Genomic DNA, 25,359 nt, shown 5'->3' on the forward strand with positions numbered 1-25,359 from the left:
GGACCTCAGTCCGCTAATACCCAATAGCTTACTTACAACAACTCATATTAATATTTCCTGTTAAGTAGGTAGCTGACAAAAATTACGGAGAATCAAATGCTAAATTTTATTATCGCAATGGCAGTTATATTCGGGCTGATGATCGCCTGGGTCTATATCCAGCAAGCGGCTAGAAACTATGCCGCGAAACACCCTGAATTTGGAGCCATGAAAGAAGAAGGCTTAGGTTGCGGCAAAAACTGTGGCTGTAAAGGTGGCGTGTGTGAGAAATAAACTTTATATACGTTGGCTTGAATCCGCGTATTTTATTTAGCTAAATAAAGCGGGTAACAATACCTATATTTATCCGCCTATTTATTCTGCTTTCATTACTGAGTATTAGTCAGTAATGAAAGCAGAAACCTCCCACCCTGATCAGCAATCATAGACAGGCACCTAGAAAAATTAGTTGCTCACGATTTATAGCACAAACTCTTGCACTATAAATTCGCGCTCAACTGATTTTTCTAAGATCATGTATTTAGTTGCTTCATCCACTGCCCATAAAAACTCGCAAGTTCCTTTTCAGTTTTTGCCCCCTGCAGAGAATCCTTGAGTAAAGCTAAAGGATCGCTGGAAGGATCATGAGCACTCATGACACGTGCTACTTCTGCTGCTTTGCGCACACTGAGTTCAATGTCAGCGAGTTGACTATTACTTTGGCAGTCCCACACTGGGGGCAGATCAGTAGCGGGTCGTTTACAATCGGATATCACTGCATCAAATTTCGGTGCAACTTTGGTACGTGCGCCCAATAACTGAGGTTTTAAATCAAACCAATCCAACAAAGTAGCTAACCATGAGGTATGGTCGAAAGGAGTATTTGCGCTTGAACTGCGAATAACGGTATTTTCCTTAACCCAGGGTGAGATGAATAGCATGGGTACTCGAACGCCAAAACGTTTAAAATCAAAGTGATCTTCGTGGGGAACCGAAGGGCTGGGATCTACAGCCTTGTTTGGTGGAATAATATGATCAAAAGTACCCCCATGCTCATCCCAGGCAACCACAAACAAAATATCTTCCCAGTCTGGTGATCCTTTCACTGCTGCGTAAAGGGATGCCAAAAACTTTTCTCCCCATGCTACATTTCCCGGGGGATGATAGTCATTACCGTGCATACCTACGGAGCCAATCAAATCATTAGTGTACTTTGGCTCCAAATAGCTAAATCGAGGTAGTGTGCCTGCTTGCGCATCAAGGTAAAACTGTTCTATAGGCTGATACTTATCAGCCATTCCCGGTTTCTTAAGAAGGTCTTGAAAGCCCTTAAACAAATAATAGGAATAACTGTATTCGTAAGTACCAAAAAGCCCGTCCAGGTACTTGCTGGAATAATAAAACTTCCAGTCAGCGGGATGATAATCTGGGCTCTCCGACAATACCTCCCATATAGTTTTCCCGGTAAAGGTCGCGGGTAAATACTCATCATTCATATAATGGTTATTCACCATGGCCATTTCTTCGCTAATACCTTGCATGCTGGTTGGCATATTACCGACTGAATTGCCACAAATAGAAAAAGCACGATTAATCGATGTTTGTGAAGGAATAGAACTAAACCACTCATCCGACACACCGTAAGATTTAGCCAGCGTATTTAAGATGGGTAACTGATCGTAATCGTAGGTGTCTAGAATTTCCAGCTCAACACCTATATCGCCACCATGATGATTGTAATAGTTTTGTAAAAAACCAAGCATGGTGGGATCGCAGGGTTAATTTGTTCATATTCTAAACCTTATGCGGCACAAGGCCTCCTGGTATTTTTTGTAATTTTCAAATAGTCTAAAACAGCTCTGGTATTCTTATTGAGTTGCCTCATTTTCTTTGAAATCCCTTTCTCAACTTTTGATTTTATTAATCCGATAGCAAAGCGCCTAAGACGGGTCATGTTCTCAGGGCCATAACCGGTACGAATTGTTGAGCGATCTTCATCAAAAACCCAGTCAATAATATAATGACTGACTTCAATAGACCAGTGACCTCGAACTTTATATAAGATGGTTTTCGGATCTGCGTCTTTTTTTGTTCTGCTGGTCACACCGTAAGCGGTCGCAAGTGATGTTTTCCCACTTTTCTTGTCCGTTATTTCTCGTTCTATGCGATAAACCTGGGCAACATGAGGGAATAATACATACTCACTTAATTCCGATGTGACCCAGATTCTACGAATCTCAATTCGTCCGTGCCCGACAGACACTTTGTCTTCATAATCTGCCAAACGGCTATCATTTGAAAAGTAGGTGGTAATATCATCAAGCAGTGTCGGCTGGTTTCCTTTGACACTAAAATAATAATGCGCTTTTCGTTGTTCTACTAAATAACGCGCGAATTCAGTCTGGGTGTGCAAAGCATCGCTGGTGATATCTTTATTTTCAATCGGTAGTGTATCTAATAATTTCGGAGCAAATGTTATTTCATTGGTTTGCTTAACTTCATCCGACCCATCTCCAACAGGCAAAGTACCTACTTTTTTTGGGCGTAGCAAATTCCTGTGGTATGCCCAACAGCACTCATTATTTGTGTTTGGCGCCCTGATTCATCAATCGCATTACACATGACTTTGCCATCTATTGCGAGTGAGTTGTCATCCTGGGCATAGGCTTTGTTCCAGGCATTAAAGGCTGCGTCAAGTTCATTCGGGTCTACTCTTACTAAGATATTTCTAAAAATGCTTAGGCTTGGAATCACATAACGGCCTTTATCATAACGGCAACGAAAATGCGCTCTGGACTTTTGAGATAAGCTTTCAGCCCAGTCAAAAATAGATTCATAGCTCCTCATGCCGCATAACACAGCTCCAGCGGCTATTCCCAGAACAGTCTGTATTCTATGGCGTCGCCCTTGGGCTCTACGGGGATCATTAATTTCCTTGAAGAAATCCGGTAATGAACGCATTTGATGACGCGTTATTTTCATTTTTACCTCACCTAATAAAAAATGATGACTTAATATAGTGTGAGATAAAACAGATTGTGCTCGACGATGAAGTGGCTTAACGAAAATCAGCTTTTTGTGCTCTGTTTGAGCAGAGTAACCGTCTGTTACCCTGCGAAACCCTTTCGTGTAACCAATAGCCTGCCAGTTACTGGCTCGATAAACACCTCCATGAAATCGCTTTGGATCGACAAAGGTCTCGACCAACAAAATAGGGTGTCCATACTTTTCAACCCAATCATTGGATAAGCGTTTAAGGCACAGTGAAAGGAGGCGTGATCCTAGGTTTTTATCATGCCTCGTCGGTAATATCAAAAAACGGCTGTTGTTGGCAATCAGTTTTAAGCGGCCCGTTTGGTGGCGATAACTCCATCCTATCCAGCTATCACGAGCCGCACACTTTAATGCGGCGGCCGAAAAGCTGATCAGTGCAATCCATTCTGTTTCAGAATAGGCCACATACCAAAGGGTTTCACCAATTTTTGGAATAGCACCTAAGTAATGCTGGGCCTCCATCAAATCCTGATATTTTGGTTCTTCTTGCTTTAAAATGGGCCTGACTGATATTTGGTTGAGTTGCATCGTTTTATCTCAAGAAACTGGATAGAAACTATACATGCTTTTCATGGGTTTGTCCATCTTGGGGTGTAACTCATTACCATGCTTACCCTTTATAGCTAGAACAAATTAGCCGTGGGTGGGATCGCCCGTCCCTTGCTTATTTTTATAAATCTGATAGTTGATATTGCAAAAGGTTTCCTCAGGATCAACAAGCGGAGTGAAGCATGGAAAATGATTCCCCTGAACTCCGCGTACGATATCTTTAGTACCATTCTCCCAGGATTCGATTTTATATTTAATCGGCTGGGCAAAGGTTTTCTGTAGTTCGGCAGTCAAGCCTTGAAAAGTAACCTCTGGATCGGGGGGAATATTATTGACCTTTGGGTTACTTGCTCCATCGTAAAGCCACCCCAGCATAGTATCAAAAGACCTGTTTTCAAACATAACATAAACGATCTTTTTTATATTCTTCTTCATCGGGTTTTTAGCATCCATCACTACCTCCTAAAATGTTGTGATTGCCATACCAGTAATGTTTCTTCAAAATCAGAGTAACATAAATACAATAACCTTTTCCACTCCACTATCTTAAACAATTATTTTTTTCTTTTTTTACCAATTCTTTTATTGCCAATAATAGAAGTCAGCTGGAGAATATATTCCTGATAAAATAGAACCCAGATGATGATTGGTGTAACGGAGGGGAACATTAAGTATCCTAGCTGGTAGCATAGTGCTATTACATTTGTCTCTAAGACGCTAGGACTATACCTGAGAAGCACTTCAGGAGGCGCTTGAAAATACAGGGTTTTTAATGACTCAAAACTGACCCCCCAGATTTGAATCATTATAAATATCAGAATACTTATAATGATACAGCTTAAGGTCTTCGCTGGCTTTATAGGGGAAGCCAGAATCAATGCAAGAGTTAGCGGCAAGCTATAGCTATATTTCAAGGGTTTAACTAGTACCGGTAGTTCGGCATACGTGCCTTGCGGTACATTCTGCATTGGTACGATGACATTTGCCACGACTTCGATTAAATGACCACTTTGCTGAACATCAGCAATAAGCTCCGGATATATAGTTTGAAGCAAGGGTTTAGTAAAAAACACCGTAAGAAAAGTGCCCTGCTCAGCCAAGTAATACCAACTCCAATAACAGAGCGGTAAAAATAGGAAAACTTTGCATATAAATAAAAAAAGGGGATTAACTTGCAAGGCTTTCGGCCCCTGTTTCTGGCTGGACAGGTAAAAATCGTAGCCACAATAAGAAGATAATTAATACATCTAGCATAATAAGTGCCTGCCAGACATATAAATGTGCCCATTCAAAAAGAAGCGAGTTCCATTGGACTAAATAAAATAAGGAAATAATGCGTATGATATTAATCACTTCCACCGCAAAAAAGCCGCTGATAATTCCCATGAACTTATACTTCCAAGGTGATGGAAAAGCTATTATGGCCGAGAAAAGAACCAATACTGCTTCAACTCCATTGCAGCCTGATTGTATCGAAACTGAATATCCATTATTAACTTGCTGTAATATAACGCCCTGTGAAATGACATTTTCATCAAATAACTTAATCACCCAGCCACTAATATAAGCTATCATTCCAGTAAATGGAATAATGATAGTGTTATACACATAGTTCGTTTGTTCTATCGAAAACAAAGCAAGCTGTATGCCGATAAAATAAAAAAAGAATTTAAACATTAAAGTAATTTTATTTTTTTAAGAGACAATCATTGGATTAGAGTATCAAACTTGGGTTTGATACTCTAATTTTCCAATACCCAAATTCACACATGGAGCGTAAATTTTAATTTTCAGATCATAACCACCTGCTTTATTACTGCCCCATATCACTAGTTCAAAACCATGCATTTTAGTGTAAGGCTTTAGCTACAACACATTATCCTATCATAACATTGTAAAGCTCTAACTATACTTCGCACGGTCACGACTGCGGATTTCTAGCGGCTGAGTTTTTGCTTATAGCTACATTGCTGAAACCGATACGTAGCCAGCTATGTGCCAGTTTCAACGCCTTGCTATAAACAAAAAATAGCTCACTATATTTTCCGCATCCGTGACCGCACGAAGTATATATCTATTCTAACTACCCACTTTCCACACGAAAACCTTCTTTCTGACATTTATCACTCAGCAGACCGTTTTTTCATGTGGCATTTCATATGTTGAATGATTTCATGTTTCCCAGATAGAGCCTAAGGAGGTAACCTTAACCTGTCATAGCGGACGTCCACTTAAGTGGACGTCTCGGCTAGCTTCATAGAGTGCCCTTTTAGCTGCATCACCCCATTGCATTTTCCTGGTTTTTCGCCGAGGCTAACAGTATGTATATTCGACGAACCAAAACAAAATAACTGGAAGACGGTAGCGCTTATTATACGTATCGCATTGTCGAACCAGTCCGCATAAGCAGTCAGGTCAAGCAGCGCACCTTACTTAATATCGGTGAGGACTGGGACCGATCAATAAACTTAACTCATTGAAATAATTTGGAGTTGACAGTATAAGAGGCGAAGATGGGTTAATTTTCACGGCTTAAAACGTATATACTTCCGGTAAGGCGAACCATACTTCCAGGTAAACGCCTCTGTGTAATAATGCATCAAAGAAAAATAGCCAATCAACCCCACGCTGACAACCTGCCTGAACTGCATATCCATAAAAAATTGCGTCAGAGCATCAGCCCACTGATCTCCATATTCTTGTAAAAGAAAGGTCAGAGCGAAAGAAAGCAACGGCAATACAATAAACACATTAAGCTTAATTTTCTCCGCCCAACGATATAAAAAATTCTGTGGGTGCCCGGCATGTTTATTGAAGTCATGTGTCACATAAAAAATATAAGCCGTCGCATCATGCACCAGGCGCGGGATTAAAATTGCCAGGAAGTAATACTCCTGTATATAAAAATAAAAACTGCTAATAATCAAAAAGGAGTTCGACCACATAAACAACGAACCAAAGCGAGTCTTGACGTATTGTTGGCACCAGAATGTACTTAATAACAGAGAGATAACCAGACCACCAGCAGCCTGCTTAACCCATTCGGCTTGTTGAACGGTTAAGGTATTTTTAAGAAAAATCCCCATATAAACACTAATCCCCGCGGCTATACTTAACCATAATAATAAATAAAACGCCCAGGTCGGTAATTGATAAATGCCGCGCCCTACACCATGCTGCTGCTTTAATACATGATAAACGGTCCACGAAGAGACTAAAATATAAAGCACAAGATAAGAAACTAACTGACTGGCTAAGGTAAAAAATATCATAAGCGCCAGAGTCATCAGCAGAATTTTTTTCTGATAATAACTGAAGTAATCTTTATTGCTGGTTATTAAAATCCCACTGGCAAGGATATGCGGCGTACCAAATAACAACTGAAAAATTATAAAGTGACTTGGGCTACTGGGTAGATAATGCAAAAATTCGCCATCGAAAGCATAGCTATCTGCCAATTGTAAAATCACACAGATAGGAATAATGGCATACAGGCTCAGCAACATCTTATAGGAAACAGCAAGTGGTGCATTCCCGTGGGTAGGACTGGCAGTAAGAGTGGTCATAAGGACGTTTATTATTGTTATTATTTGTTGCTAACGTTACACTGTTTTTACTATAAAACTCAAGCCCCACTCTGCTTTTATGTCCTTTACCCTACACCCTAATCTAGAAAAAGACTGTATCGAACTAGGCAAACTGAAGCTATGCCGGGTTTTACTGATGAACGATCGTCAGTTTCCCTGGCTGATACTGGTACCCGAGCGGGAAAATATTACCGAGATATATCAGCTTAGCCCTGATGACCAACAACAGCTAATTCGTGAATCCAGCTATATTGCTGAGCAACTGGGGACATTATTCCAGGCAGATAAAATGAATATCGCTGCATTGGGCAATATGGTGCCGCAATTGCATATCCATCATGTTGTTCGTTATCAAACCGACAGTGCCTGGCCCGCACCTATCTGGGGGAAGTTTGATGCACTAGCCTATACTGCCGAAGAACTGGAGGTTACCCTGGATCCGCTGCAAGAGTTAATCAAAAGTTCAGTAACTAAAGAGTGGTAGCTCAATACTAAGGCACCTGGAAACACACATCATCCACCCTTGCTGGTCTTTTTGTCCGTCATCAGCACTGTAGCAATAGTTAAGTAGCTAGCTGTGCGCCTATTGCTACAGCACCAATGACAAACAAAAATCCTGCCCAAATATTGGACGATTATTTATTTCCAGGTGCCTAAACAAGTTAAGAATGTGCACGAAATAAAATCTACAACAAGTAATAGAAGCGGGATCTTTAGTCCCGCTATTTCTATCCGGGACTAAAGATCCCGCTTCCAGGTTGAAGAATTTTTTTCGTGCATATTCCTTAGACAAAACAGCATAATATAAATAGACTCCTAATAACCCCCTGAGGCTTGTATGCGCAATTTATACATTATCACAGCTTGCATTATCTTGACTGCTTGTCAGGTTACACCACAAGCGCTTATTGCCGAAACGCCCACAGGCTATGTCGAAGCGGCTTATGTGCTATATACGCAAACGAACGACAATCAAGCCGAGACAGTGCCACTTGCCAGAGTCATTCTCAAAGGATTAAATAGTCACTGCCCGCAATTAATTTACACTAGCGCATCGGGAGACCATAGCATTGCCATGTCGACGCGCAGAAACCCTGATCCGATTAACTTTCCGGTAACCGTTTGCGAAGCACTTTACCCTTATGGGCAGAGTGTAAAAATAGCAGGCACAAGCACCTTTCTACCTATCGTTAGGTAACGCGCAATAAATAACCCACCCATATTGCGTAGGATTTTTGTTTGTCTTCAAGGCGTAGAAATAGGCGCATAGCTAGCTCTGCCTATTACCCATAAATCATGACACACAATATCACCCGCCTTCCAGCAGCAAGAACCCGGCACACAAAAGCTGCAAAGCTGCGTACCCTCGCCACATGATTTGATGACCGGGCGGGGGATCTTTTTTCCGCCCCAGATGTCCTCCAATTCTTGCTACCAATTGTACAGCTTCACCTAGTAACAAAGGGGGGTTTAATCTTTTTTTTTGCGTAGGCGTGCAGGGTACGCAATTCAACATCAGAAAATAATATTTCAGCAGGAAGCTCAGGCGTTTCTCTACCCAGAAGCGTCATGAGCATGATCCGCCAGGCGATAACCAGATTGATACCAATCGCCCGACGCAACCGCTCAGCCGTTTCATGAGCAAGATCGTCAATTTTACAGCCTGATTTTAGCACACGATGCCAGTCTTCAATTCGCCAGCGCAACGTATACCAACGCAAACACTTTTCAATGTCCTTTGCGGATTCAATTTTAATCGTTGTCAGTAAAAACCACTCGACGGCCTTTGTGCCTTGAGGCGGGTTTTCTTCTAGCGCATGGATAAGCTGTATTTCAACCGGCTCTTTGTCATGATAATAGCTGGGAGCAGGGAGTTGTATGGCTAAGTGACGCAATGCCAGTTCTGCCCGCCTTCCTGGTCTTGCTGCTTTGGCTTTTTGCTTGCTTTTTTTAGGCCGGGCACTTTGCTGGGGAACATTGACGCTAACTCGACTTTGTACTCTGGTTTCACGAATGGCTGCGAACAGCTTGAAGGGGGATTCATTAATATTACGGTCGTGCTGAGCACGAATAAGCAGTTCAACACAGGGATTTTTTCTTTGTTCATCAAACAATTCAAAAAAATCAGCTTCCCGGTCACAGACATTAATCAGTTGTGTTTGCGGCATGGTTGCCGCTAATTCAACCAGGTCACGGTGGTGCTCTATCCAGACAAAGGTATTTTTGATGGTTTACGTTTGTCATCGGGCAATCGGGGGTGCGGAGCAATACACTGTGCTTTTAGGACGCCCAATGGCAAGCCATTGGGCGCAATGGCGAAGCTTGAGTGTAAATTCAGTCCTTTGGTTTTTGCACCGGTCTGGTTGGCTTTCAACTCCCCTAAACCACTGCATTTATCCAGGTTTGTGTAGTTGAGTTCACTGCCATCTTGCAGACATAGAACCGTTTTTTGCCCCATCATTCGTCGCGCTGTCCGTTCGCGGTGAGGTTGCAAGATATTTTCCAGATTAACGGCTGAGCCTTCTGGCTGGTCAATCATGCGATAGTAGGCCTTGGTGGCGGGCCAGTCACCTTCAACTGTCCCTGAGAAGGCACTGCCAGGATTCTGGGCTTTAGCATCAGCGACGTTGACGAGCCTTTTACTTAATCGTTTATCGCCCAGTGGCGCACCGCCAAATTCATGTTCGGCCCATTGCTCAGCATCCAGTCCTTCACTGATAGTCAGTGCGCCCAGACCTGCATTGGCTGATAATCCCAATTGTTTCCTGAAAGAGGTGTCGAGTGGGTACATATAAATCGTTTTTTGACTTAATGTCGAGTCATTATACCGGTCCTGGCGTCCCCGCCCTTTGGTTTTTCCGATCGCCAACCAGTTTGAAGCCTTATAGCAGGTGCCCGAATAGTGCTCGGTATCAACAAAGCTTTCAATGAGCAAGGGTGAGTATCCATACTGCCGGTTAAAATCTTTTGCTATCGTTGCCATGCTCATGCCTAGTACTTTCGATGCCAGGTTTTTGCAGTTGACACTGGGACGGATCAAAAAACGATTCATCCCTACGATCATATGGAGCTGCGCTTGACGTTCTTCTTGATTCCACCCTATCCATTGATCGCGGGCGGATAATTGCAAAGCCGGCGCGGCATACCCAATCCCTCCTAACCAGCCATGCTCGGAACGAATCAGGTAGCGCATTTGCCTGCCCACCAATATTGCTGCTTTCAGGTAGTGTTCTGTAAGCATCAGTTCATTCCAGGTTCGCATCTGATCTGCCTCTTGTACTAGTACCAATTCAAGCGCTGCAATGTGCCTGACTTCATCGGGTACATCAACAGGATGTGGTACGGAGTCCGTTAAACGGCGGGGTGATTTTGTGCCCGTTTTGTGTTGCACCCTGGGTAGCTCAAAATGCCCCGATGATTCTAGATCACGGAGTGCTTTCAGGCAGCCACTGGTTTGCATTTCCCCACGTGCATCGTGAAATTCAAAGTGTGTACAGACTTGTTTGGCTAAATCGCTTCTATGTGCAACCCCCTTGCCTTCCAGTAATTGTTTGATGTATTCTATGTTGCTTGATAAGGAGAGTGTTCGTTTGATTTGGTTTTGTTTATTCATGCCCTATAGCATGCAATAATTATTCTTGATTGTCCAGCTGTAATTTATGGGTAATAGGCAGAGCTAGCTACGTAACTATTCCTACAACGCAGAAGACGGACAAAAAAACCAGCAAGGTGGGTGGGTTATTTATTGCGAGTTGCCTAAGTACCCAGGTTTCAAAAATTGTGATTTTAGGTGATACAGGTTGTGACCAACACTCCACTGATTTTAAAGAAAAATGTGCGAACCCTACACATTGGCCTTTTCCTCAGCTTGCTCAATCAGCACTTGCCGAACATCCCAATCTGATTATGCATGTAGGAGATTATAATTACAGCGGAACTCCTGGTTCCATTAAGGTGGATGGGCATAAAGTGAGAGTCTACGATGCCGGTGATCATGCTAAAAATGGGAGTTGCAAGGCATCATCTACTTATTTCGGGCAAAACTCGCTAAAGAGTAACTTTCCCGATCAGTGGAAATACTGGCAACATGACTTTTTTCATGCCGCGAAAGGCTTATTAGCTTCCGCACCCTGGGTGTTTGCCCGTGGCAATCACGAATTATGCAGCCGTGCTGGCCCAGGCTGGTTCTATTTTCTTGATGCAAACTCACCGCTTACTGGGGGAGAACAGCTAAGCTGCCCGGCGGCAAGTAGCCCCCTAAGCCGCTGGTATTTGCAAAGCCCTTTGAGCTGACGTTTAGTAGCCTGGACTTATTTGTTCTAGACTCAGCCAATGCCTGTGATTCGGGCAATCTTCATGAAACTGAATATATCAGTCAATTTGCAGTAATCGAACTATGGCTCAAAAACCGCAAGAAAAAAGCACAAAACATCTGGTTGCAGACTCATCGCCCGTTGTATGGTATCAAAAACTCTGGCAAAGGAGCCTCTTGCACAACCACCAAAGGGACAAAAACCTATAGTTGTATCAGCCAGACTCTACAAACAGCAGATGCAAAGCATTCTCTTTCATCCTTGATCAATCTCTTTGTATCCGGCCATATGCACCGCTTTCAATACACCAGCATTACACATAGCCCAGAGCAAATAGTCGTCGGTACTGGTGGTGTATCACTTGCGAGTAATCATCCAGCTAAACAGACATCCATTCAATTCGGCAAACAATCAGGCATAGTTAACGGTTTAAGTCGTTTTGCATATATGACTATTGATATAGACGAAAATAGCTGGAAAGGAAAATTAGTAAACCCGACTCAAAGTCGCCAGCCTCCGGCTACCTGCAGCTCTTCTCAATCACCCGTTTGTAAGATTAATCAAGAAAATTAGGAGTAAACTAGAACAGTGTGAAATTTGCAAAAGAGATTAGGTAACGCGCAATAAATAACCCACCCATATTACGTAGGATTTTTGTTTGTCTTCAAGGCGTAGAAATAGGCGCATAGCTAGCTACGTAACTATTTCTACAACGCAGAAGACGGACAAAAAGACCAGCAAGGTGGGTGGGTTATTTATTGCGAGTTGCCTTAGCCCACCTTCAATTAAAAATTTCACAAGTTTAAACCACCTAAGAGCTTGGACACCACAAAACCCGAAGTTATAGCCCCTTCATGCAATCCGTCATATAGATAAGCTCCCGCATGATACGTATTATTCTCTCCATTTGTAGCTATTATCTCTTACCTATAGCGGATAGCCTCTACATTATAAGCTGGGGTGGTGTGCTGTTGTATATCTATCACTTTCTCAGGGTCTATCTGTTGTTGCAGATTGTAGGCCAGGTTATAGTGCGTGTCCGATTGGGCGTCAATGCTGCATAAGCGATCTAAATAGGCATTATAACCACAGCCTTGATCCCCTTTATTCTGGAAAAGATCAAACTCACAGAAATAGCTTACACCGAAATGCTGATATATTGATGTATCCGTGTGAATCATCGTATCGATAGTATTTTCCTGCCAGGCATGAAAGCGCTTGATTTCATTCTCCGAGGGGTCTGTCAGCAGCTTTAATACCTGGCCTGGAGTAGTAGCAAAAACAACTTTATCAAAATGCTGACTCTCTCCTTCGGCCAATTGTATTTGTACCCCAGTTGAGCTTCTGGTGACTTCCACAAGCCTTGCATTACACTGAATCGAGCCGCGAAAGTTTAATAAGATTTTTTCTATATAGGTATAGACGCCTCCAACAATACGATCCCATTTGGTAAGCATGCCCGAGTGATTAAGTAAGGGCATGCCTATTTCTGCAGGAAAATTATCTATCACCTAAATCCTGCAAGCCCATATTTTGACTCTCATTAACCTGTCTAGCTAAGTGGTTATTAGGTTTTTACTGCCGCTTTGCCAGCCCTCTTTGTCCAACCGATCAAAATATCCAGATTTAAATCATAAATAGAGGAAATTTTTTGTATCGTATGGATATCCCCCGAGCCCAAGGCAATAAACACCCTGCCAACGTGCCATGACCTTTTAATCAAAGTGACTTAACTTCGGTTAATGTTAAGCGAGTAACCCCACCTTAACCCAATCATCCCATTCCTGTGGATAGAGCGGATCTGCAGGTGTTCTGACTCTCAGCTGATTATTGCCTGTGAGTAATTTTCCAGCCACCCGAATCAGATAAGTACGAAGTGTATCCGGCTCCCATTGGCACAACGTTTTGTTGCCACTCAATTGAGCCATCCAGCGCACGGTATTGTAGGCAAGAACGGCGCAATGAAATAATGCGGCATTAGCCAGAAATTGATTCGTTCTGATTTTACCTAAACCCATTTGTGATTTTGCTTCTTCAATCCATGTTTCGCACGTCGCTCGTTCACCATACTTCTTATGTGTTTGCCAAGGCGATAGAGGTTCAGTTGTTACATAACAAAAATAGTCATATTCTGCCGTATCCCAAAGCTCGGACTGAGGTCCTGTCACTTGTTTAGGTTGCTTTATCCTGACCGCGACAAACTGACGAGAGCGAGACCAGCCACCACAACGATATTGAAACTCGCTCTGCTCCCAACCGGGTCGGCCTTGTATGGCTGTCCAGGCCTGTTTGGCCAGCAATGCGTTCAAATTCTTAAGTTTAACCTTTATTAGATACCCATGCCCTCTGGTATCGAGAAATTCAAGCAAATCACCGACAAAATAACCACTGTCACCGCGAAAAATAATGCGCATCCGATTGGGCAAGTGTGCAAGTAACTGTTTGGTAAATTCTACAACACCATTGCTTGTAAAGGCATTGCCTGTCCGGAACCAGGCTTGTAAAATTTCTTTTGTTTCCGCTAGAAAAGCGAGTTCGAGTTGGACGAAGCCGCTATCGCGGAGAAAAACAGCGCATCCCTTAAATTTAAAGTGTAACCTCATTGCCTGTTATATGCATAACAGGTAACTTGTAAGCTCATCCAACTAACAATAATGAGGTTACACTGTTATGACACCATCGATAGAGCTTAAATTCAACCATTATTATATCCAGCACTGTAAGCATTTAAAGCTTAAGGGACTGCAACCCAAAACCATTGACGCTTATTCACGCGCTATTCGCCGTATCGGGGAACACTTTCAGGGGCATCTGGATAACTTAACGCAAGATCAACTGGTGGATTATTTTCATGCTCTTTTAAGCCGCCTTTCCTGGAGTGCCGTGAAACTAGATCTCTATGGTCTCAAGTTTTTCTATACACATGTGCTACAAAAGCCGTGGGTTGATGTGCTAATGATTAAACCACCACGATGTACGCGTATACCCGATATTGTCACTGTGGTTGAAGCACAACAACTGTTTATGTCGACCCGTAATCTAAGCTATCGAGTTTTTTATTTTACGATTTACAGTCTAGGTTTACGTTTGGGCGAGGGCTTAAGCCTGAAAGTAGGTGATATTGATGCGACACGCATGCGGGTACATATTCGCAATGCCAAAGGCAATAAGGATCGGCTTGTGCCTTTGCCTGTGAATACCTTGAAGGTGTTGCGTAAGTTTTGGGCTGTGCATAAAAATCCAGTGCTGGTATTTCCCAACCGTGCCCGGGGTCTAAAAGGTGCACATCTTGCTGAATCCCCCCTTGATCGCGGTGGCATCCAGAAGACAATCCGTCTTGTGACGCAAGAAATGGGACTAAAAAAAAGATTTCCTGCCACTCGCTGCGCCACAGTTACGCCACTCACCTGTTAGAAGCCGGGGTTGATTTAGTTGAGTTGCAGAAGATTCTGGGCCATACCAGTTTAGTAACCACGGCTCGCTATACGCATTTGACCGATATTACCGATGAGAATGCAGAGCTGCACATTAATCAGTTAGTCAATGACTTTTCTATTCACTGGGGGCAGATTTCATGATAACCCTAGCTGCAGTGATTGATCAATTTCAGTCTGACTTTTTAAGCGAGTATCAATCTCGTTTACGCTCCAATCAGATCAGTGCATTACATGCCATGAAGAGCTGTCGGACACAGCTGAGTCCTGTGATGCAGGTTAACTGTGCAGACTGTGACTATCAAACCTTTGTGCCTCATTCCTGTGGCCAGCGTAACTGCCCGCATTGTCAACATCATGAGAGTCAACAATGGATTGAACGACAGGTACAAAAACAAGTCCCTGCTGATTATTTTATGAATACCTTTACCTTACCTGCGCAGTTAAGGTCGTTAGCCAGGCAGCATCCGCGGTTACTTTACAGTATGATGTTTGACTGTGCCTGGGCGACTTTACAGAGTTTTAGTAAAAATGATAAGCAGTTGCAAGGCGATGCCGGGGCGATTGCTGTCTTACATACACACTCACGCGAATTAAATTATCATCCGCATATTCATGTCATTATGCCTGCGGCAATCGTGGATAAAATCAAGAAGCTCTGGCGCACTAAGGAAGGCAAATACCTGTTTCATCATAAAGCACTAGCAAAAGTATTTCGTGCAAAGATGCTAGCGCGTATGAACGAAGAAAAGTTGCCATTTCCCACAGCTATTCCGGAAAAATGGGTGGTCGATTGTAAGTTTGTCGGTGCAGGCGATAAAGCATTGATATATCTGGGTCGATACCTGTATCGTGGTGTGATTCGTGAACAGGATATCTTATCCTGCCAAAATGGCAAAGTAACCTACCGTTATCAAGACAGCAAAACCAAACGCTATCAAACCAAAACGGTATCGGGGGCTAAATTTCTGTGGCTGGTGCTGCAACATGTTTTGCCTAAAGGCTTTCGTCGTGCGCGCAATTATGGCTTTTTACATCCGAATAGCAAGGGTGTTATTAAGTTGATTCACTCCCTGCTAAAGTTTGACCCGACGAAGATATTGCGTGCACTCAAAGTACGGCCGGCATTCAGTTGCAAATGTTGTGGCGGGGCGATGGTTGTTGGGCGTCGGCAAATACCCAGGGTGGAAATAATGTTTCAGCCTTTGCCAACTTAACAATTGGAATCACTAGCGCTTATGTAAATTTAAACACTTCGACCCAGGCTATCAGCGGATTAAATGCTGAGGGAGTTGCTTGGGCTAAAATCGGAGATTAAGGCAGAATTTTGCTCCGATACTTGGACTTTGAGAGTTGACTGCAATGGACAACGCTCAAAGTTCAGTTAAACAGGTAAAAACAGAGGTTCGATTCATCAGTCGGGCTGATCAACAAAAAGCTATTTTCATAGAGCGCATTAAATGAATTCCTACTATCGTGCCGGGCTTGTCCAACAAACGGTTCAGATTGTGGCTCGCTTCGCGATCACAATCTAACCTTATTCGTTGTGGATGGTATGAACGGGCACCTTTCTTTTTGGGGTTGAAGCCTTTGGCACTTCCTTCTTGTCGACCACAAACGGTGTCCACAGTTGAATCGACATCGACCCACTGGACGGATTGTATGCCAGTTTTCGATTTTCCGGAACGAAGCAATCGCCGCCAGTGTTGACCACGCAAAGTATGCGTGAGCGTTTCAAACTGGCTTATCTGCCTATCACTTACTTCTTTAAAGATCCGTAAAATTGTGGTTTCAACAGGAATCTTTATCCAGCCAGCTACTTTGCGCAGTACGCTATCTGCCCATACGGTCGTCACCTTTGCCATTGATGTTGCTCCCCCCATCATGCCAACCAACGTCAATAGAACCACATCAGATAAGTGATGGTCTGCATTTTCACCCCGCCGATGTGGAACGCTTTGTTTTACGGTTTTTTCAAAACCTATCCTGTCTAAATATTTCACGACGGGAATCAGTCCCGCCTGGCTTGTCAATCCATGTGCTGTAGATGTCATTTTTACCGTTCGGGTACGGTTTCTTACGTGAGATGAGGATTTTGATACTTTAGAGGGCTTCATTAAAACAATGAGATAGTGAAATCAGGAAAATGATATTATATCATTGTTTAATAAGGAGTTTTGTGGATTATTATGTATAATGCTTGCAGGATTTAGGTATCATTTTATAAGGCATGGAATAAGCATACATCAGCAGCATTTTTAGCCACCTTGCGCTGATACTATTCCCAAGATAATCCGAGACGGGTCGATGGCTAAATGAATTCGGGCGGGTAAAAGTCATCCGGGTAAGAAAACAAAAGTACGAGAATATCACAGGCGTTTGCTTGAGAACCTCGAAAATCTGTTCCTGTAAGGTTTTACAACCGTAGTGTATTGCCCCGGTAGATTTATAATAATCACCATTCGCGAGGAAAAGCTCACTGGAAACGGAAACCTCTTCAAGCTCAACCTGCAGTGCACACATTAATTTATGGAAATTCGGAAAATAATCACGCTGGAATTCGATCACCCCATTATCAAGTGTCATGCTTTGATCCAGCGAGCTGCAGGGAACATTTTTATTCAGTGTACGTATATTTCCACCCAGAACCGATGCTTTTTCGAACACGGTGACATCATGCACTTTATCCAATAGATAAGCGGCTGTCATGCCAGCCGCACCGCCGCCCACTATGGCAATTTTCATGACAAATCTGCACCTAAGACCGGGTCGCCTGATAATTTCTCGTACAATACGCAACCGGTTCGAATTGTACCGGTAAAACTTGGTGCGCCTGATGAAGCATTGCAAAAATAAAAATTCTTCAATGACGTTCTGTGATCCAGGCGACCTGCAGAAAAATTTCCCGGTGTCAGATTCGATCCATAGGAGTTCCCTTCAGGAGCACCGCAGAAGCTTTCGTTGGTTGTTGGGCTGCCGGTCATTTTAAAGACTATATACTCACGGAAATTGGGCACGTATTTTTGTTCGATGACATTAATCATAGCGTCAAAAATTTCTTTTTTCATTTTTCGGTAAGCCCCCGCATCGCGAATCTTCAGGTCGTGAAAATACTGATAATTGGCAACCGTTATAAACTGTATGATCTGCTCTCCATCTGGGCAATCACTGGCATCATCCGTGAGAAATCCAGGCGTTGTTACACCAAAACTAAGCGCACTATAATCGGCTCGCTCATACATATCATCAAAAACCTTATTCAAATCGGCTTGTTCGCTATGAAATAAGTTCCAGCGCCCAAAGCCGTAATCACTTAAATCTATGCCTTTGACTACGCAATAGGCGACAAAATTTGAAGGCGAATAATCATAATCAAGTTTCGCGCGTACGGTACTGGAAAACTTATCCATACCGATCACCGACGCAGTGCGTTTTGGGTCAAAATTACAAATAATATCCTGCCCCTGGTATTCTTGCCGTTTGCTGCGATCAATTGCATGCATGGTTTTTACACCGACCACCCGTTTATTGTCGAGGATAAAGTCTGTTACCTTTTGCTGATAAATTATTTCCCCGCCATTTTCTTCAATCACCTTAACTAATGAATCAATAACATGCTCAAAATGGTGAGTGGGATAATAAGCGCCACGGCAATACCCGGTAAATAAAGCCGCCCAGGCAAAAAATGAAAGTTTATTCGGTGGCAGTAGAAAGTCGGGCCATTGCAGAGCTAAAAGGGTTTGTGCCTCTAGCGGTAATTTATAAGCGTTAAAAACATCCTGCAGGGTAGATTTATGATATTTAATGACGCGCTGATTATTTAGAGCATGACTCAGCACATAAGAAATATTGGCGGACTCGGGGAGTTTTTTTAATTCGGCGGCAGTACGCCAGACTTCCTTGATGAATTTCTGTATAGAATTGGCATGCTCGGGAAAAAGCTTCGCTAGACGCGCGACTAATTTCTCTTTATCAAAAGGAATATCCAGCTCGTATCCAGGTATACGCATATGATCAAAACCATCCGCATCATATTGCTCAAATGTCACAGCATCCGCTAAGCCCAGCTTCCTGAGAAACATATTTACCGTTTCCCCAGCACCGCAATTCCACACATAATGCAGTTGTGCATTAAAGTGGTATTTGTCCCCCTCGACAAATGTATGACCATATCCACCCGCAAATTCGTGCGCTTCAAGCACCTTTACTTGCTTTCCAGCCTTCGCCATCAATGCTGCAAAGGATAATCCGGCTAATCCACTGCCCAGTATCAGATAGTCGGGGACTGTTTGTGACTGTGAGTTTGGCATCTTGGTACCTGCGAGATGGATTAAAAAAGTTGTCTTTTTTTACATTTATTATCTTTACCTGATTACTCAAAAGCTTCAACCACCATAATATATCTACATATTCATGGTATGCAAGCCCGCAAATTGTTACGGCATGTTGGAAATTTCTGTCACGAATACCCCGCACTCCAAATGCTCTATAACGGGCTACAATGTATATAAGAAGGCTGAAAGTTCAGACATCTTGATTCAGACGAAACTAATTTGAGACCATTTCCTAATTTTTTGCGGATGAAGTCAGCTCATAAATTAAGCGCAGATCGGTTCCTGGATAATTGAGTTCCGTTTGATTGAGTTGTTCAAATAACTTTTCTATTGCTTTATTACTTGCAGGTCGGGAAGTACTATGCACACGTATCCGAAGTTGTTTTTTTACTTCATCGGGTAATATATCTGCTTCTGTCACAAACAGCGTTTGTAATAGTTGCCTTGCCATCGGAAAGTCGATTGTCGGTGAGGTTAGCAGAGCGGCCATTGCTGTTTCTGCCCGATAAGCGATCATGTTGACAGTATCTATCAGCCGCTTTTTCCCTGGCAGAAGCTGTTCGAACTTATCTTCGTCTCTCAACTCTTGCCAGGTAATGTGTTTGGGCGTTTGGCTTAGTTTTTCCTTGATGGTTTTTAGTTCATTTTCATAATGCTCTATTTCTTCGAGTAATTCTGCTCGTTTTCTTTCCCATTTCTTGTATTTCACATCTTCCGTTTCATCTTTTTTAATCACCGGATGAAGTTCCATCGCTGCAAATCGAGATAGACGGTAATTGAGTTTGGATTGTATCGAATTACGCTGTCCTTCCTGTTGGCGCCTATCAGGGTTGACCACCTTTTGGGTATCGGATAGTGGCTCTATTCCATACTCCTGTAGCATATCTAGCCCATAGTGGTGCTTCATATATCTAAAAAAGTTCTCTTGGCACCACCGGCTAAACATTCGCCCAGAAACAGCCGTCAATTCTAGTTCATAGGCTGTGGTAATAATACTGGTTTGGTGACCAGAATCAGTCAACTTGCGCACTTCTCTCATCCACATCGCCTGTTTTTTGGTTCCAACCAGACTGCCTCGTTCGGCGAGTTTCATGATGACTTTTTCACCACTCGGTAGGGTGATCTCCTGACTGGAAAAATTGTCCAGTGGCCAATTTTCGGTGGGAAATTTATGATAGGTCATGCAAGCGACACGATGCTTGTCCCACATCTTTCTAAAGAATGCGGGGCTATAGCCTTCTCTATCAAACACCAGGATAAAACGACAGGCTTGTTTGTTTTGCTGTAATGCTTGTGCACTCGGTTGATTCGGAATGTCTTTGAGTAATCGGGGGACGATATCTTCTTCCAGCGTTTTTAGTAAGCCCGGATCCACCGTTTTTTCAACGACAAAGAAGGGACGCCCCGTACCATCATTAACCCAGTAGTCGGTGATACCCCGTAAGCAGAGTTTTTCGCGTGAAACATGCCGTTTGGGAAGTTTAGTCAAGTGTCCATGATAGACACGGACATGACCATCTATGTAGAGTGTTCCTGCTGCCTCTGGTTCATTTTCCATCCATTGTCGACTGAGGTCGGCCGCCCAGCTTTCAACTGATTCTGGATCAGACAGTCCTTTTACTTTGGTTCTTAAACAGCGCACTTCGGGAACCCGATCCAGGCCAAGTAGTTTGCCGAATTCACCCGGTGCATGCTCGCGAAGTTGTTCGGCATTTTTGATGCGACATAGTCCCATAAAGGCGAGTAGCAATAGGATATGAAAGGTTTGATAATAACCTGTCAGTTTGCCAAGGTGGTGCTCAATGTCATTTAATAAGCCATTGCTAAGTAACGCGGGCAATGCACATAACACACCGCCTTTAGGAACATCTAAACAGGATTCGAATTCGATTGAGGCTCCCTTTTCCTGCTCACCCAAAGCCGCCTGGATTCGCTCTTCTACTCGAGTGCAGGCCGTACCGAGTGACTCGGCTGCACTGGCATCAATAATATCACGGGCTGATTTGGTACTGCCATCATTGGGGTCTATTGATACGGCAGACTTTTTTTTAAACGTCCATCACTGATCGCCTTGCGAAAGGTATCTGCCCGGATGCCTAATTCTTTAGCGGCTTCGTTAGGCGTCATACCTTGATCCAGATATTCCTGAGCTTGCTGCAAAACCTCAAGCGTAAAGAGTGGTCCTCCCTTGCGAGTCGGGCGAGGTTCAAAAAACGAATCAGCCCCTTTTTCTCGTAGTTGCCTTAATGAGCGCATAACACTACTTTTAGAGACACCAAAGGTTGTAATAATATCGATTGAACGACAGGAGCCGGTATTGATGAGTTGAGAGGTGTGAAGTCTAAATAATCTCTTATTGTCAGCCTGGTGAGAATAGATCGGGATACCGCCGAGGAAATAAAACCACTCATCATTTCGGTTATCAACACTGACCTGACCATTTATAATAGTCGTACCCTGAGGAATTATTGGGAGCATGAGTTGCTGCATTAATTGAATACCTCGTATGATATGAGGGCTTAGTTTAACCTAAATGAGTACCATTTTCATTTCTTTAGCTGAAAATATCAATCATTTGACAATAATTCCCTAACCCTTTAATTATATTGCCTAGTTTAAGTTTTAATGGATTTCTTTCAGGATAGCGAATCAAGATGTCTGAGCTTGTTTTTGCAGGCGGTCATCACCTATTGCACTGGCTGCATTCAGCGCCTCGGCAATATCACCTTGCTCAAGAATACTTTTTGCCTTTTCGGTATGATGCGCCCATAAACCTGCAAAACAGTCTGCCTGTAATTCTAGTTTGACTGATAATTGATTCGCCTGAGCAGGCGGAAGTCCTTGTTGTGCTTTATGCACTTCCCCGGATATTCCAAGCAAAGTCTGTACATGGTGACCTACTTCATGGGCAATTACATAAGCCTGTGCAAAGTCACCCGGTGCATTATGCTGCGTTTTAAGTTGCTGGTAAAAACCCAGATCGATATAAACTTTTTGATCTCCGGGACAGTAGAAAGGACCCATTGCCGCTTCAGCATGACCACAGGCCGAACGTACTGAATTGCTAAAGAGTACCAGTTTAGGTTCTTGATAGCGCATACCTTGTTGCTGAAACAGCATGTGCCAGGTATCTTCGGTATCCGCTAACACCACGCTAACAAATTCTGCCAATTGCTGTTGCTCAGCAGAGGGTTGGTAAGAAGACTGCTGGGTGCTTGGGCTTTGTGTTGCTGAATTATCCAGTAAACCCAGAATGATTTTAGGATCAACACCAAAATACATAGCCCCCAGAGTAATGAGAAGTACACTTATCCCACCTAGTTTCTTTGTAGGCCTGCCTCCACCCGATGCTCTTCTATCTTCGACATTATTACTAGCTCTGCGATTTCGCCATTTCATGGGTATCCTCTCTTTACTCTTTATTAATAATTGCTTCTGCGGGGAACTAAAAGATCTTACACAATATTCTGGAAGTGGATTCTTTAGCTCCACCAGCACCTTGCGAGGCTAAAGACCTCGCTTCCAACTATTAGCGTGTGTGAGACCCAGTATTCTGCCATATTCTTTAAATATAAGCGTTAAAAATTAGCCGTCCGATACAAAAATAAATTCGACCAAAGCAAAATAAATAACCGTAAACGCTGAATAAATAGAACTTACAAAAAAACGCCAGCGAAAAATTATGACATTTTGAATTAAATAATTTGCTACTAAAGAAAAAGGAAAGCAGTAGAGAAATGACAGCGTGGCGAGTGGTAAAATTTGCAGAGAAATAGTTTGCCACTCTCCGGCAAAGATTTTAATAAAGACAATATGCCGGGCAATCCATAAAGGATTAAAAAACAGCCCCGCTGACACAGTACGCTGAAATGCATTCAAAAAACCTGGTTTATTAAAGCGGCGTTGCAAATGCGCAAAATAGGTAGGAATTTCCCAAGCATAAAGAGTGCCACCTAAAACCATCATCCCCAGCATACGTTGATATAAAAAGTCCCCGCTGATTAAGGAGCCTATGCTGTCGCCTGCGGAAAAAAGAATTGCTCCTGTCACGGCATCTTGCCAACTTATTCGTGCCATTTGTTGTAATATTCCTTACTCATAAAATGAATTCTTAACCCTGGAAAAATCAGCTGCACTCAGTTTCTAGTGCAAGCATATTTATTATCACTACTGAAGTGCCACTTGCTCTACTATAATTCATAGCGACTGCATAACAAATCACTTAGAATAAACCTAGAAAAATCAGTTGTGCGAATTTATAGTGCAAGATATTGAATTAATATAATACTTTCAAAAAATTTTAGCTTCACCCATAGGTTAAGCGGACATTTTTTGGAAGTGCGATGGAATCAAGAGCTTGTGCTAGAAAACGTGAGCAACTGATTTTTCTAGGTTAAATAACCGTATATTATACAAACAGAGCTGTAATAAAATACACCTCTACAATGACGCCCTAGCATAAACAGCTTCGTAACCAATACTTTGCGCGGTCACGGATGCGGTTGTATAGTGTGCTTATTTTTGTCGATAGCAAGAGGCTGAAACTAGCGCATAGCTAGCTACGTAAAGGTTTCAGCCGCTAGAAATCCGCATCAGTGACCTGAGTGAAGTATATGTTCAGCTTTTACCATACCTTAACCTAATGAAACTCAACATTCCTAAAAAAACCTTCCATTTTTCAGCGCGCATCAACAAAGCATTTTTAATGCCAACCAAATACATAGTCGCATTACTGGGGCTTAGCATGCTAACTGGACTGATAACTGGAATTATAGGTACATTGTTCCATATTTGCGTCAATACTATCTTCCGCTGGCGCATTGAGTTTCTACAACAATTTAGCCAACAGCCCACCCTGCAATGGTTTTTGCCTGCAGCGAGTACAGCCCTAATGCTATATATGGCTTTGCTAATCGTACGCCGTTTTGCCCCGGAAGCAGGGGGTAGCGGTGTGCAAGAAATAGAGGGGGCTCTGGAAGGATCCAGAGAAGTTTTCTGGCATCGCTTGCTGCCGGTCAAGTTTATTACCGGCGTTCTAACCATAGGTAGTGGCATGGTTATGGGCCGGGAAGGTCCCACCATTCATATGGGCGGAAATATAGGGCATATGATTTCCAGGCTATTCAAAACCAATAGCGACAATAGGAACACCTTAATTACCGCCGGTGCAGCAGCTGGACTTTCGGCAGCATTTAACACGCCTTTAGCCGCGATCTTATTTGCTATTGAAGAAATGCGCGCACAGTTTAAATACGGTACCTATTCAGTGCAGGCAGTTGCTATGGCGGTTTTTGTCGCCGCCGTTGTTGTTAGGCTGTATATGGGGCAAGTGCCGGCTATCAATATGTCACACTTTGTAGCCCCCCCTCTCAAGTCTTTACCAGTTTTTTTGGTTTTAGGGCTAATCTTCGGCATTCTGGGAATATTATTTAACCGCTACCTTATTATCGGCCTGAACTTGTTTGCGCAGACCAAGGGATCAGCCAACACTGCACTAACTTTACTTTGCGGTGGACTTATCGGATATCTAGGGAGTTTATGGCCGCATACCACAGGCAGTGGAGACCAGACATTGCTTTGGGCCATGCAGCACACGGGGGCAATCAGCCTGCTTATATTATTATTTTTTGTGCGTATTGGAACCACCCTAATCAGTTATAGCACTGGCGCCCCGGGGGGAATATTTGCCCCTATGCTGGCACTAGGTACCTTATTCGGCTTATGGTACGGGCATTATGTAAATATGTACTTTCCCATGCTAGATTTACAACCTGGTGTGTTTGCAATTGCCGGAATGGGCGCGCTATTTGCCGCAACCGTAAGGGCACCGCTCACCGGGATTGCCTTAAGTATAGAATTAACGAATAACTACACGCTTATCCTGCCTTTAATTCTAACTGTCGCCACCGCCACCGTCACCGCGGAATTATTAGGTGGCAAGCCGATATACAGCCTATTACTGGAGCGTACTCTTAAACGAGAAAAGCAGTCCTGAGTCAGATTTCCTTACTAATTTTATTATTGATTAACGTAACTACTCAGCGCATCTGATAGTTACGGAATTAGATTGTATATTTCCAGCCAGGCACCAGAGAAGTAGGTATTTGAT

24 protein-coding genes and 2 pseudogenes are annotated in these 25,359 nt (G+C 43.1%); 8 read left to right on the plus strand and 18 right to left on the minus strand.

The window, feature by feature from the left end:
- Nucleotides 1-96 precede the first annotated feature (96 nt).
- Nucleotides 97-273, plus strand: coding sequence for a hypothetical protein (locus ACQY3F_RS14475; RefSeq protein ID WP_428355619.1), 177 nt, complete (start codon nt 97-99; stop codon nt 271-273).
- 239 nt (nt 274-512) lie between these two features.
- Here ACQY3F_RS14475 and ACQY3F_RS14480 read toward each other — a convergent pair whose 3' ends face one another.
- The 7 genes from ACQY3F_RS14480 to ACQY3F_RS14510 all read right to left on the minus strand — a co-directional run bounded on the left by ACQY3F_RS14480 (nt 513) and on the right by ACQY3F_RS14510 (nt 7,148).
- On the minus strand, nt 513-1,742 hold the full coding sequence (locus ACQY3F_RS14480; protein WP_428355621.1) for an alkaline phosphatase family protein: 1,230 nt from the start codon (nt 1,740-1,742) through the stop codon (nt 513-515).
- 38 nt (nt 1,743-1,780) lie between these two features.
- Entirely contained in the window at nt 1,781-2,530 is a 750-nt protein-coding gene (locus ACQY3F_RS14485; protein WP_428353157.1) for an ISAs1 family transposase, read from the minus strand.
- Nucleotides 2,509-3,561 carry a Druantia anti-phage system protein DruA gene (locus tag ACQY3F_RS14490; protein ID WP_428353913.1) on the minus strand — a complete coding sequence of 351 codons (1,053 nt, stop codon included), beginning with the start codon at nt 3,559-3,561 and terminating at the stop codon, nt 2,509-2,511. The genes ACQY3F_RS14485 and ACQY3F_RS14490 overlap by 22 nt, the downstream gene beginning before the upstream one ends.
- Before the next feature lie 105 nt (nt 3,562-3,666).
- Nucleotides 3,667-4,035 carry a hypothetical protein gene (locus ACQY3F_RS14495; RefSeq protein WP_428355622.1) on the minus strand — a complete coding sequence of 123 codons (369 nt, stop codon included), beginning with the start codon at nt 4,033-4,035 and terminating at the stop codon, nt 3,667-3,669.
- Between the two features lie 101 nt (nt 4,036-4,136).
- Complete coding sequence (locus ACQY3F_RS14500; protein WP_428355624.1) at nt 4,137-4,760, minus strand: exosortase H-associated membrane protein; 624 nt, start codon at nt 4,758-4,760, stop codon at nt 4,137-4,139.
- Nucleotides 4,750-5,259 (minus strand): exosortase H, encoded by a 510-nt coding sequence (gene xrtH, locus ACQY3F_RS14505; protein WP_428355625.1) that lies wholly within the window; start codon nt 5,257-5,259, stop codon nt 4,750-4,752. The genes ACQY3F_RS14500 and xrtH overlap by 11 nt, the downstream gene beginning before the upstream one ends.
- 848 nt (nt 5,260-6,107) lie before the next feature.
- The gene (locus ACQY3F_RS14510) at nt 6,108-7,148 is read right to left on the minus strand and encodes a hypothetical protein (RefSeq protein ID WP_428355626.1); all 1,041 of its coding nucleotides are present in this window, start codon (nt 7,146-7,148) and stop codon (nt 6,108-6,110) included.
- Between the two features lie 79 nt (nt 7,149-7,227).
- Between ACQY3F_RS14510 and ACQY3F_RS14515 the strand changes: the two genes are divergently transcribed.
- Nucleotides 7,228-7,653, plus strand: a complete 426-nt coding sequence (locus ACQY3F_RS14515) for an HIT domain-containing protein (protein ID WP_428355628.1) — start codon at nt 7,228-7,230, stop codon at nt 7,651-7,653.
- A 354-nt stretch (nt 7,654-8,007) separates the two neighbouring features.
- Complete coding sequence (locus tag ACQY3F_RS14520) at nt 8,008-8,367, plus strand: hypothetical protein (protein WP_428355629.1); 360 nt, start codon at nt 8,008-8,010, stop codon at nt 8,365-8,367.
- A 250-nt stretch (nt 8,368-8,617) separates the two neighbouring features.
- Here ACQY3F_RS14520 and ACQY3F_RS14525 read toward each other — a convergent pair whose 3' ends face one another.
- Nucleotides 8,618-9,337, minus strand: coding sequence for an IS4 family transposase (locus tag ACQY3F_RS14525; protein WP_428355562.1), 720 nt, complete (start codon nt 9,335-9,337; stop codon nt 8,618-8,620).
- Nucleotides 9,338-9,372: 35 nt separating this feature from the next.
- The gene (locus ACQY3F_RS14530) at nt 9,373-10,782 is read right to left on the minus strand and encodes an IS4/Tn5 family transposase DNA-binding protein (protein WP_428355630.1); all 1,410 of its coding nucleotides are present in this window, start codon (nt 10,780-10,782) and stop codon (nt 9,373-9,375) included.
- A 167-nt stretch (nt 10,783-10,949) separates the two neighbouring features.
- Here ACQY3F_RS14530 and ACQY3F_RS14535 point away from each other — a divergent pair, with 167 nt between their 5' ends.
- Both ACQY3F_RS14535 and ACQY3F_RS14540 read left to right on the plus strand, forming a co-directional pair.
- Nucleotides 10,950-11,462 (plus strand): hypothetical protein, encoded by a 513-nt coding sequence (locus ACQY3F_RS14535; RefSeq protein ID WP_428355632.1) that lies wholly within the window; start codon nt 10,950-10,952, stop codon nt 11,460-11,462.
- A gap of 161 nt (nt 11,463-11,623) precedes the next feature.
- Entirely contained in the window at nt 11,624-12,055 is a 432-nt protein-coding gene (locus ACQY3F_RS14540) for a hypothetical protein (RefSeq protein WP_428355633.1), read from the plus strand.
- A gap of 350 nt (nt 12,056-12,405) precedes the next feature.
- On the opposite strand, the gene ACQY3F_RS14545 is transcribed toward ACQY3F_RS14540, so the two are convergent.
- Together ACQY3F_RS14545 and ACQY3F_RS14550 are read right to left on the minus strand one after the other, a co-directional pair.
- Complete coding sequence (locus ACQY3F_RS14545; RefSeq protein WP_428355634.1) at nt 12,406-12,963, minus strand: FAD-dependent oxidoreductase; 558 nt, start codon at nt 12,961-12,963, stop codon at nt 12,406-12,408.
- A gap of 264 nt (nt 12,964-13,227) precedes the next feature.
- Nucleotides 13,228-14,019 (minus strand): annotated as a pseudogene (locus tag ACQY3F_RS14550) (IS1380 family transposase); the annotation flags it as partial.
- A 133-nt stretch (nt 14,020-14,152) separates the two neighbouring features.
- Between ACQY3F_RS14550 and ACQY3F_RS14555 the strand changes: the two are divergent.
- Nucleotides 14,153-15,060: pseudogene (locus ACQY3F_RS14555) on the plus strand (tyrosine-type recombinase/integrase).
- Nucleotides 15,057-16,133, plus strand: a complete 1,077-nt coding sequence (locus tag ACQY3F_RS14560) for an IS91 family transposase (RefSeq protein ID WP_428352924.1) — start codon at nt 15,057-15,059, stop codon at nt 16,131-16,133. The pseudogene ACQY3F_RS14555 and the gene ACQY3F_RS14560 overlap by 4 nt, the downstream one beginning before the upstream one ends.
- 210 nt (nt 16,134-16,343) lie before the next feature.
- Here the strand turns inward: ACQY3F_RS14560 and ACQY3F_RS14565 are convergent, their stop codons facing one another.
- From ACQY3F_RS14565 to ACQY3F_RS14595, 7 genes are all read right to left on the minus strand, one after another.
- Nucleotides 16,344-17,033: a transposase gene (locus tag ACQY3F_RS14565; RefSeq protein WP_428353770.1), complete on the minus strand. Its 690-nt coding sequence runs from the start codon at nt 17,031-17,033 to the stop codon at nt 16,344-16,346.
- Nucleotides 17,034-17,103: 70 nt separating this feature from the next.
- A complete protein-coding gene (locus ACQY3F_RS14570; protein WP_428355635.1) occupies nt 17,104-17,661 on the minus strand; it encodes an NAD(P)-binding protein in 558 nt (185 codons plus the stop codon).
- A complete protein-coding gene (locus ACQY3F_RS14575) occupies nt 17,658-19,226 on the minus strand; it encodes a phytoene desaturase family protein (RefSeq protein WP_428355636.1) in 1,569 nt (522 codons plus the stop codon). The genes ACQY3F_RS14570 and ACQY3F_RS14575 overlap by 4 nt, the downstream gene beginning before the upstream one ends.
- 256 nt (nt 19,227-19,482) lie before the next feature.
- On the minus strand, nt 19,483-21,279 hold the full coding sequence (locus ACQY3F_RS14580) for a putative transposase (RefSeq protein ID WP_428357611.1): 1,797 nt from the start codon (nt 21,277-21,279) through the stop codon (nt 19,483-19,485).
- Entirely contained in the window at nt 21,276-21,740 is a 465-nt protein-coding gene (locus ACQY3F_RS14585) for a hypothetical protein (protein WP_428353676.1), read from the minus strand. Before ACQY3F_RS14585 ends, ACQY3F_RS14580 begins: the two co-directional genes overlap by 4 nt.
- 159 nt (nt 21,741-21,899) lie before the next feature.
- The gene (gene ypfJ / locus ACQY3F_RS14590; protein ID WP_428355638.1) at nt 21,900-22,649 is read right to left on the minus strand and encodes a KPN_02809 family neutral zinc metallopeptidase; all 750 of its coding nucleotides are present in this window, start codon (nt 22,647-22,649) and stop codon (nt 21,900-21,902) included.
- A gap of 186 nt (nt 22,650-22,835) precedes the next feature.
- The gene (locus ACQY3F_RS14595) at nt 22,836-23,300 is read right to left on the minus strand and encodes a hypothetical protein (RefSeq protein ID WP_428355639.1); all 465 of its coding nucleotides are present in this window, start codon (nt 23,298-23,300) and stop codon (nt 22,836-22,838) included.
- Between the two features lie 592 nt (nt 23,301-23,892).
- Here ACQY3F_RS14595 and clcA point away from each other — a divergent pair.
- Nucleotides 23,893-25,245 (plus strand): H(+)/Cl(-) exchange transporter ClcA, encoded by a 1,353-nt coding sequence (gene clcA, locus ACQY3F_RS14600; RefSeq protein ID WP_428355640.1) that lies wholly within the window; start codon nt 23,893-23,895, stop codon nt 25,243-25,245.
- Nucleotides 25,246-25,359: the final 114 nt, after the last annotated feature.

The sequence above is a fragment of the Methyloprofundus sp. genome, from assembly GCF_965251085.1.
Classification (GTDB): domain Bacteria; phylum Pseudomonadota; class Gammaproteobacteria; order Methylococcales; family Methylomonadaceae; genus Methyloprofundus.

Coding starts and splice junctions, on each gene's coding strand:
- ACQY3F_RS14525 (WP_428355562.1), bottom strand. CDS start 9,337: ATGCCGCAAACACAACTGATTAATGTCTGTGACCGGGAAGCTGATTTT.
- ACQY3F_RS14515 (WP_428355628.1), top strand. CDS start 7,228: ATGTCCTTTACCCTACACCCTAATCTAGAAAAAGACTGTATCGAACTA.
- ACQY3F_RS14565 (WP_428353770.1), bottom strand. CDS start 17,033: ATGAAGCCCTCTAAAGTATCAAAATCCTCATCTCACGTAAGAAACCGT.
- ACQY3F_RS14530 (WP_428355630.1), bottom strand. CDS start 10,782: ATGAATAAACAAAACCAAATCAAACGAACACTCTCCTTATCAAGCAAC.
- clcA (WP_428355640.1), top strand. CDS start 23,893: ATGAAACTCAACATTCCTAAAAAAACCTTCCATTTTTCAGCGCGCATC.
- ACQY3F_RS14560 (WP_428352924.1), top strand. CDS start 15,057: ATGATAACCCTAGCTGCAGTGATTGATCAATTTCAGTCTGACTTTTTA.
- ACQY3F_RS14545 (WP_428355634.1), bottom strand. CDS start 12,963: ATGCCCTTACTTAATCACTCGGGCATGCTTACCAAATGGGATCGTATT.
- ACQY3F_RS14520 (WP_428355629.1), top strand. CDS start 8,008: ATGCGCAATTTATACATTATCACAGCTTGCATTATCTTGACTGCTTGT.
- ypfJ (WP_428355638.1), bottom strand. CDS start 22,649: ATGAAATGGCGAAATCGCAGAGCTAGTAATAATGTCGAAGATAGAAGA.
- ACQY3F_RS14575 (WP_428355636.1), bottom strand. CDS start 19,226: ATGCCAAACTCACAGTCACAAACAGTCCCCGACTATCTGATACTGGGC.
- xrtH (WP_428355625.1), bottom strand. CDS start 5,259: ATGTTTAAATTCTTTTTTTATTTTATCGGCATACAGCTTGCTTTGTTT.
- ACQY3F_RS14475 (WP_428355619.1), top strand. CDS start 97: ATGCTAAATTTTATTATCGCAATGGCAGTTATATTCGGGCTGATGATC.
- ACQY3F_RS14480 (WP_428355621.1), bottom strand. CDS start 1,742: ATGCTTGGTTTTTTACAAAACTATTACAATCATCATGGTGGCGATATA.
- ACQY3F_RS14585 (WP_428353676.1), bottom strand. CDS start 21,740: ATGCAGCAACTCATGCTCCCAATAATTCCTCAGGGTACGACTATTATA.
- ACQY3F_RS14495 (WP_428355622.1), bottom strand. CDS start 4,035: ATGGATGCTAAAAACCCGATGAAGAAGAATATAAAAAAGATCGTTTAT.
- ACQY3F_RS14490 (WP_428353913.1), bottom strand. CDS start 3,561: ATGCAACTCAACCAAATATCAGTCAGGCCCATTTTAAAGCAAGAAGAA.
- ACQY3F_RS14570 (WP_428355635.1), bottom strand. CDS start 17,661: ATGAAAATTGCCATAGTGGGCGGCGGTGCGGCTGGCATGACAGCCGCT.
- ACQY3F_RS14510 (WP_428355626.1), bottom strand. CDS start 7,148: ATGACCACTCTTACTGCCAGTCCTACCCACGGGAATGCACCACTTGCT.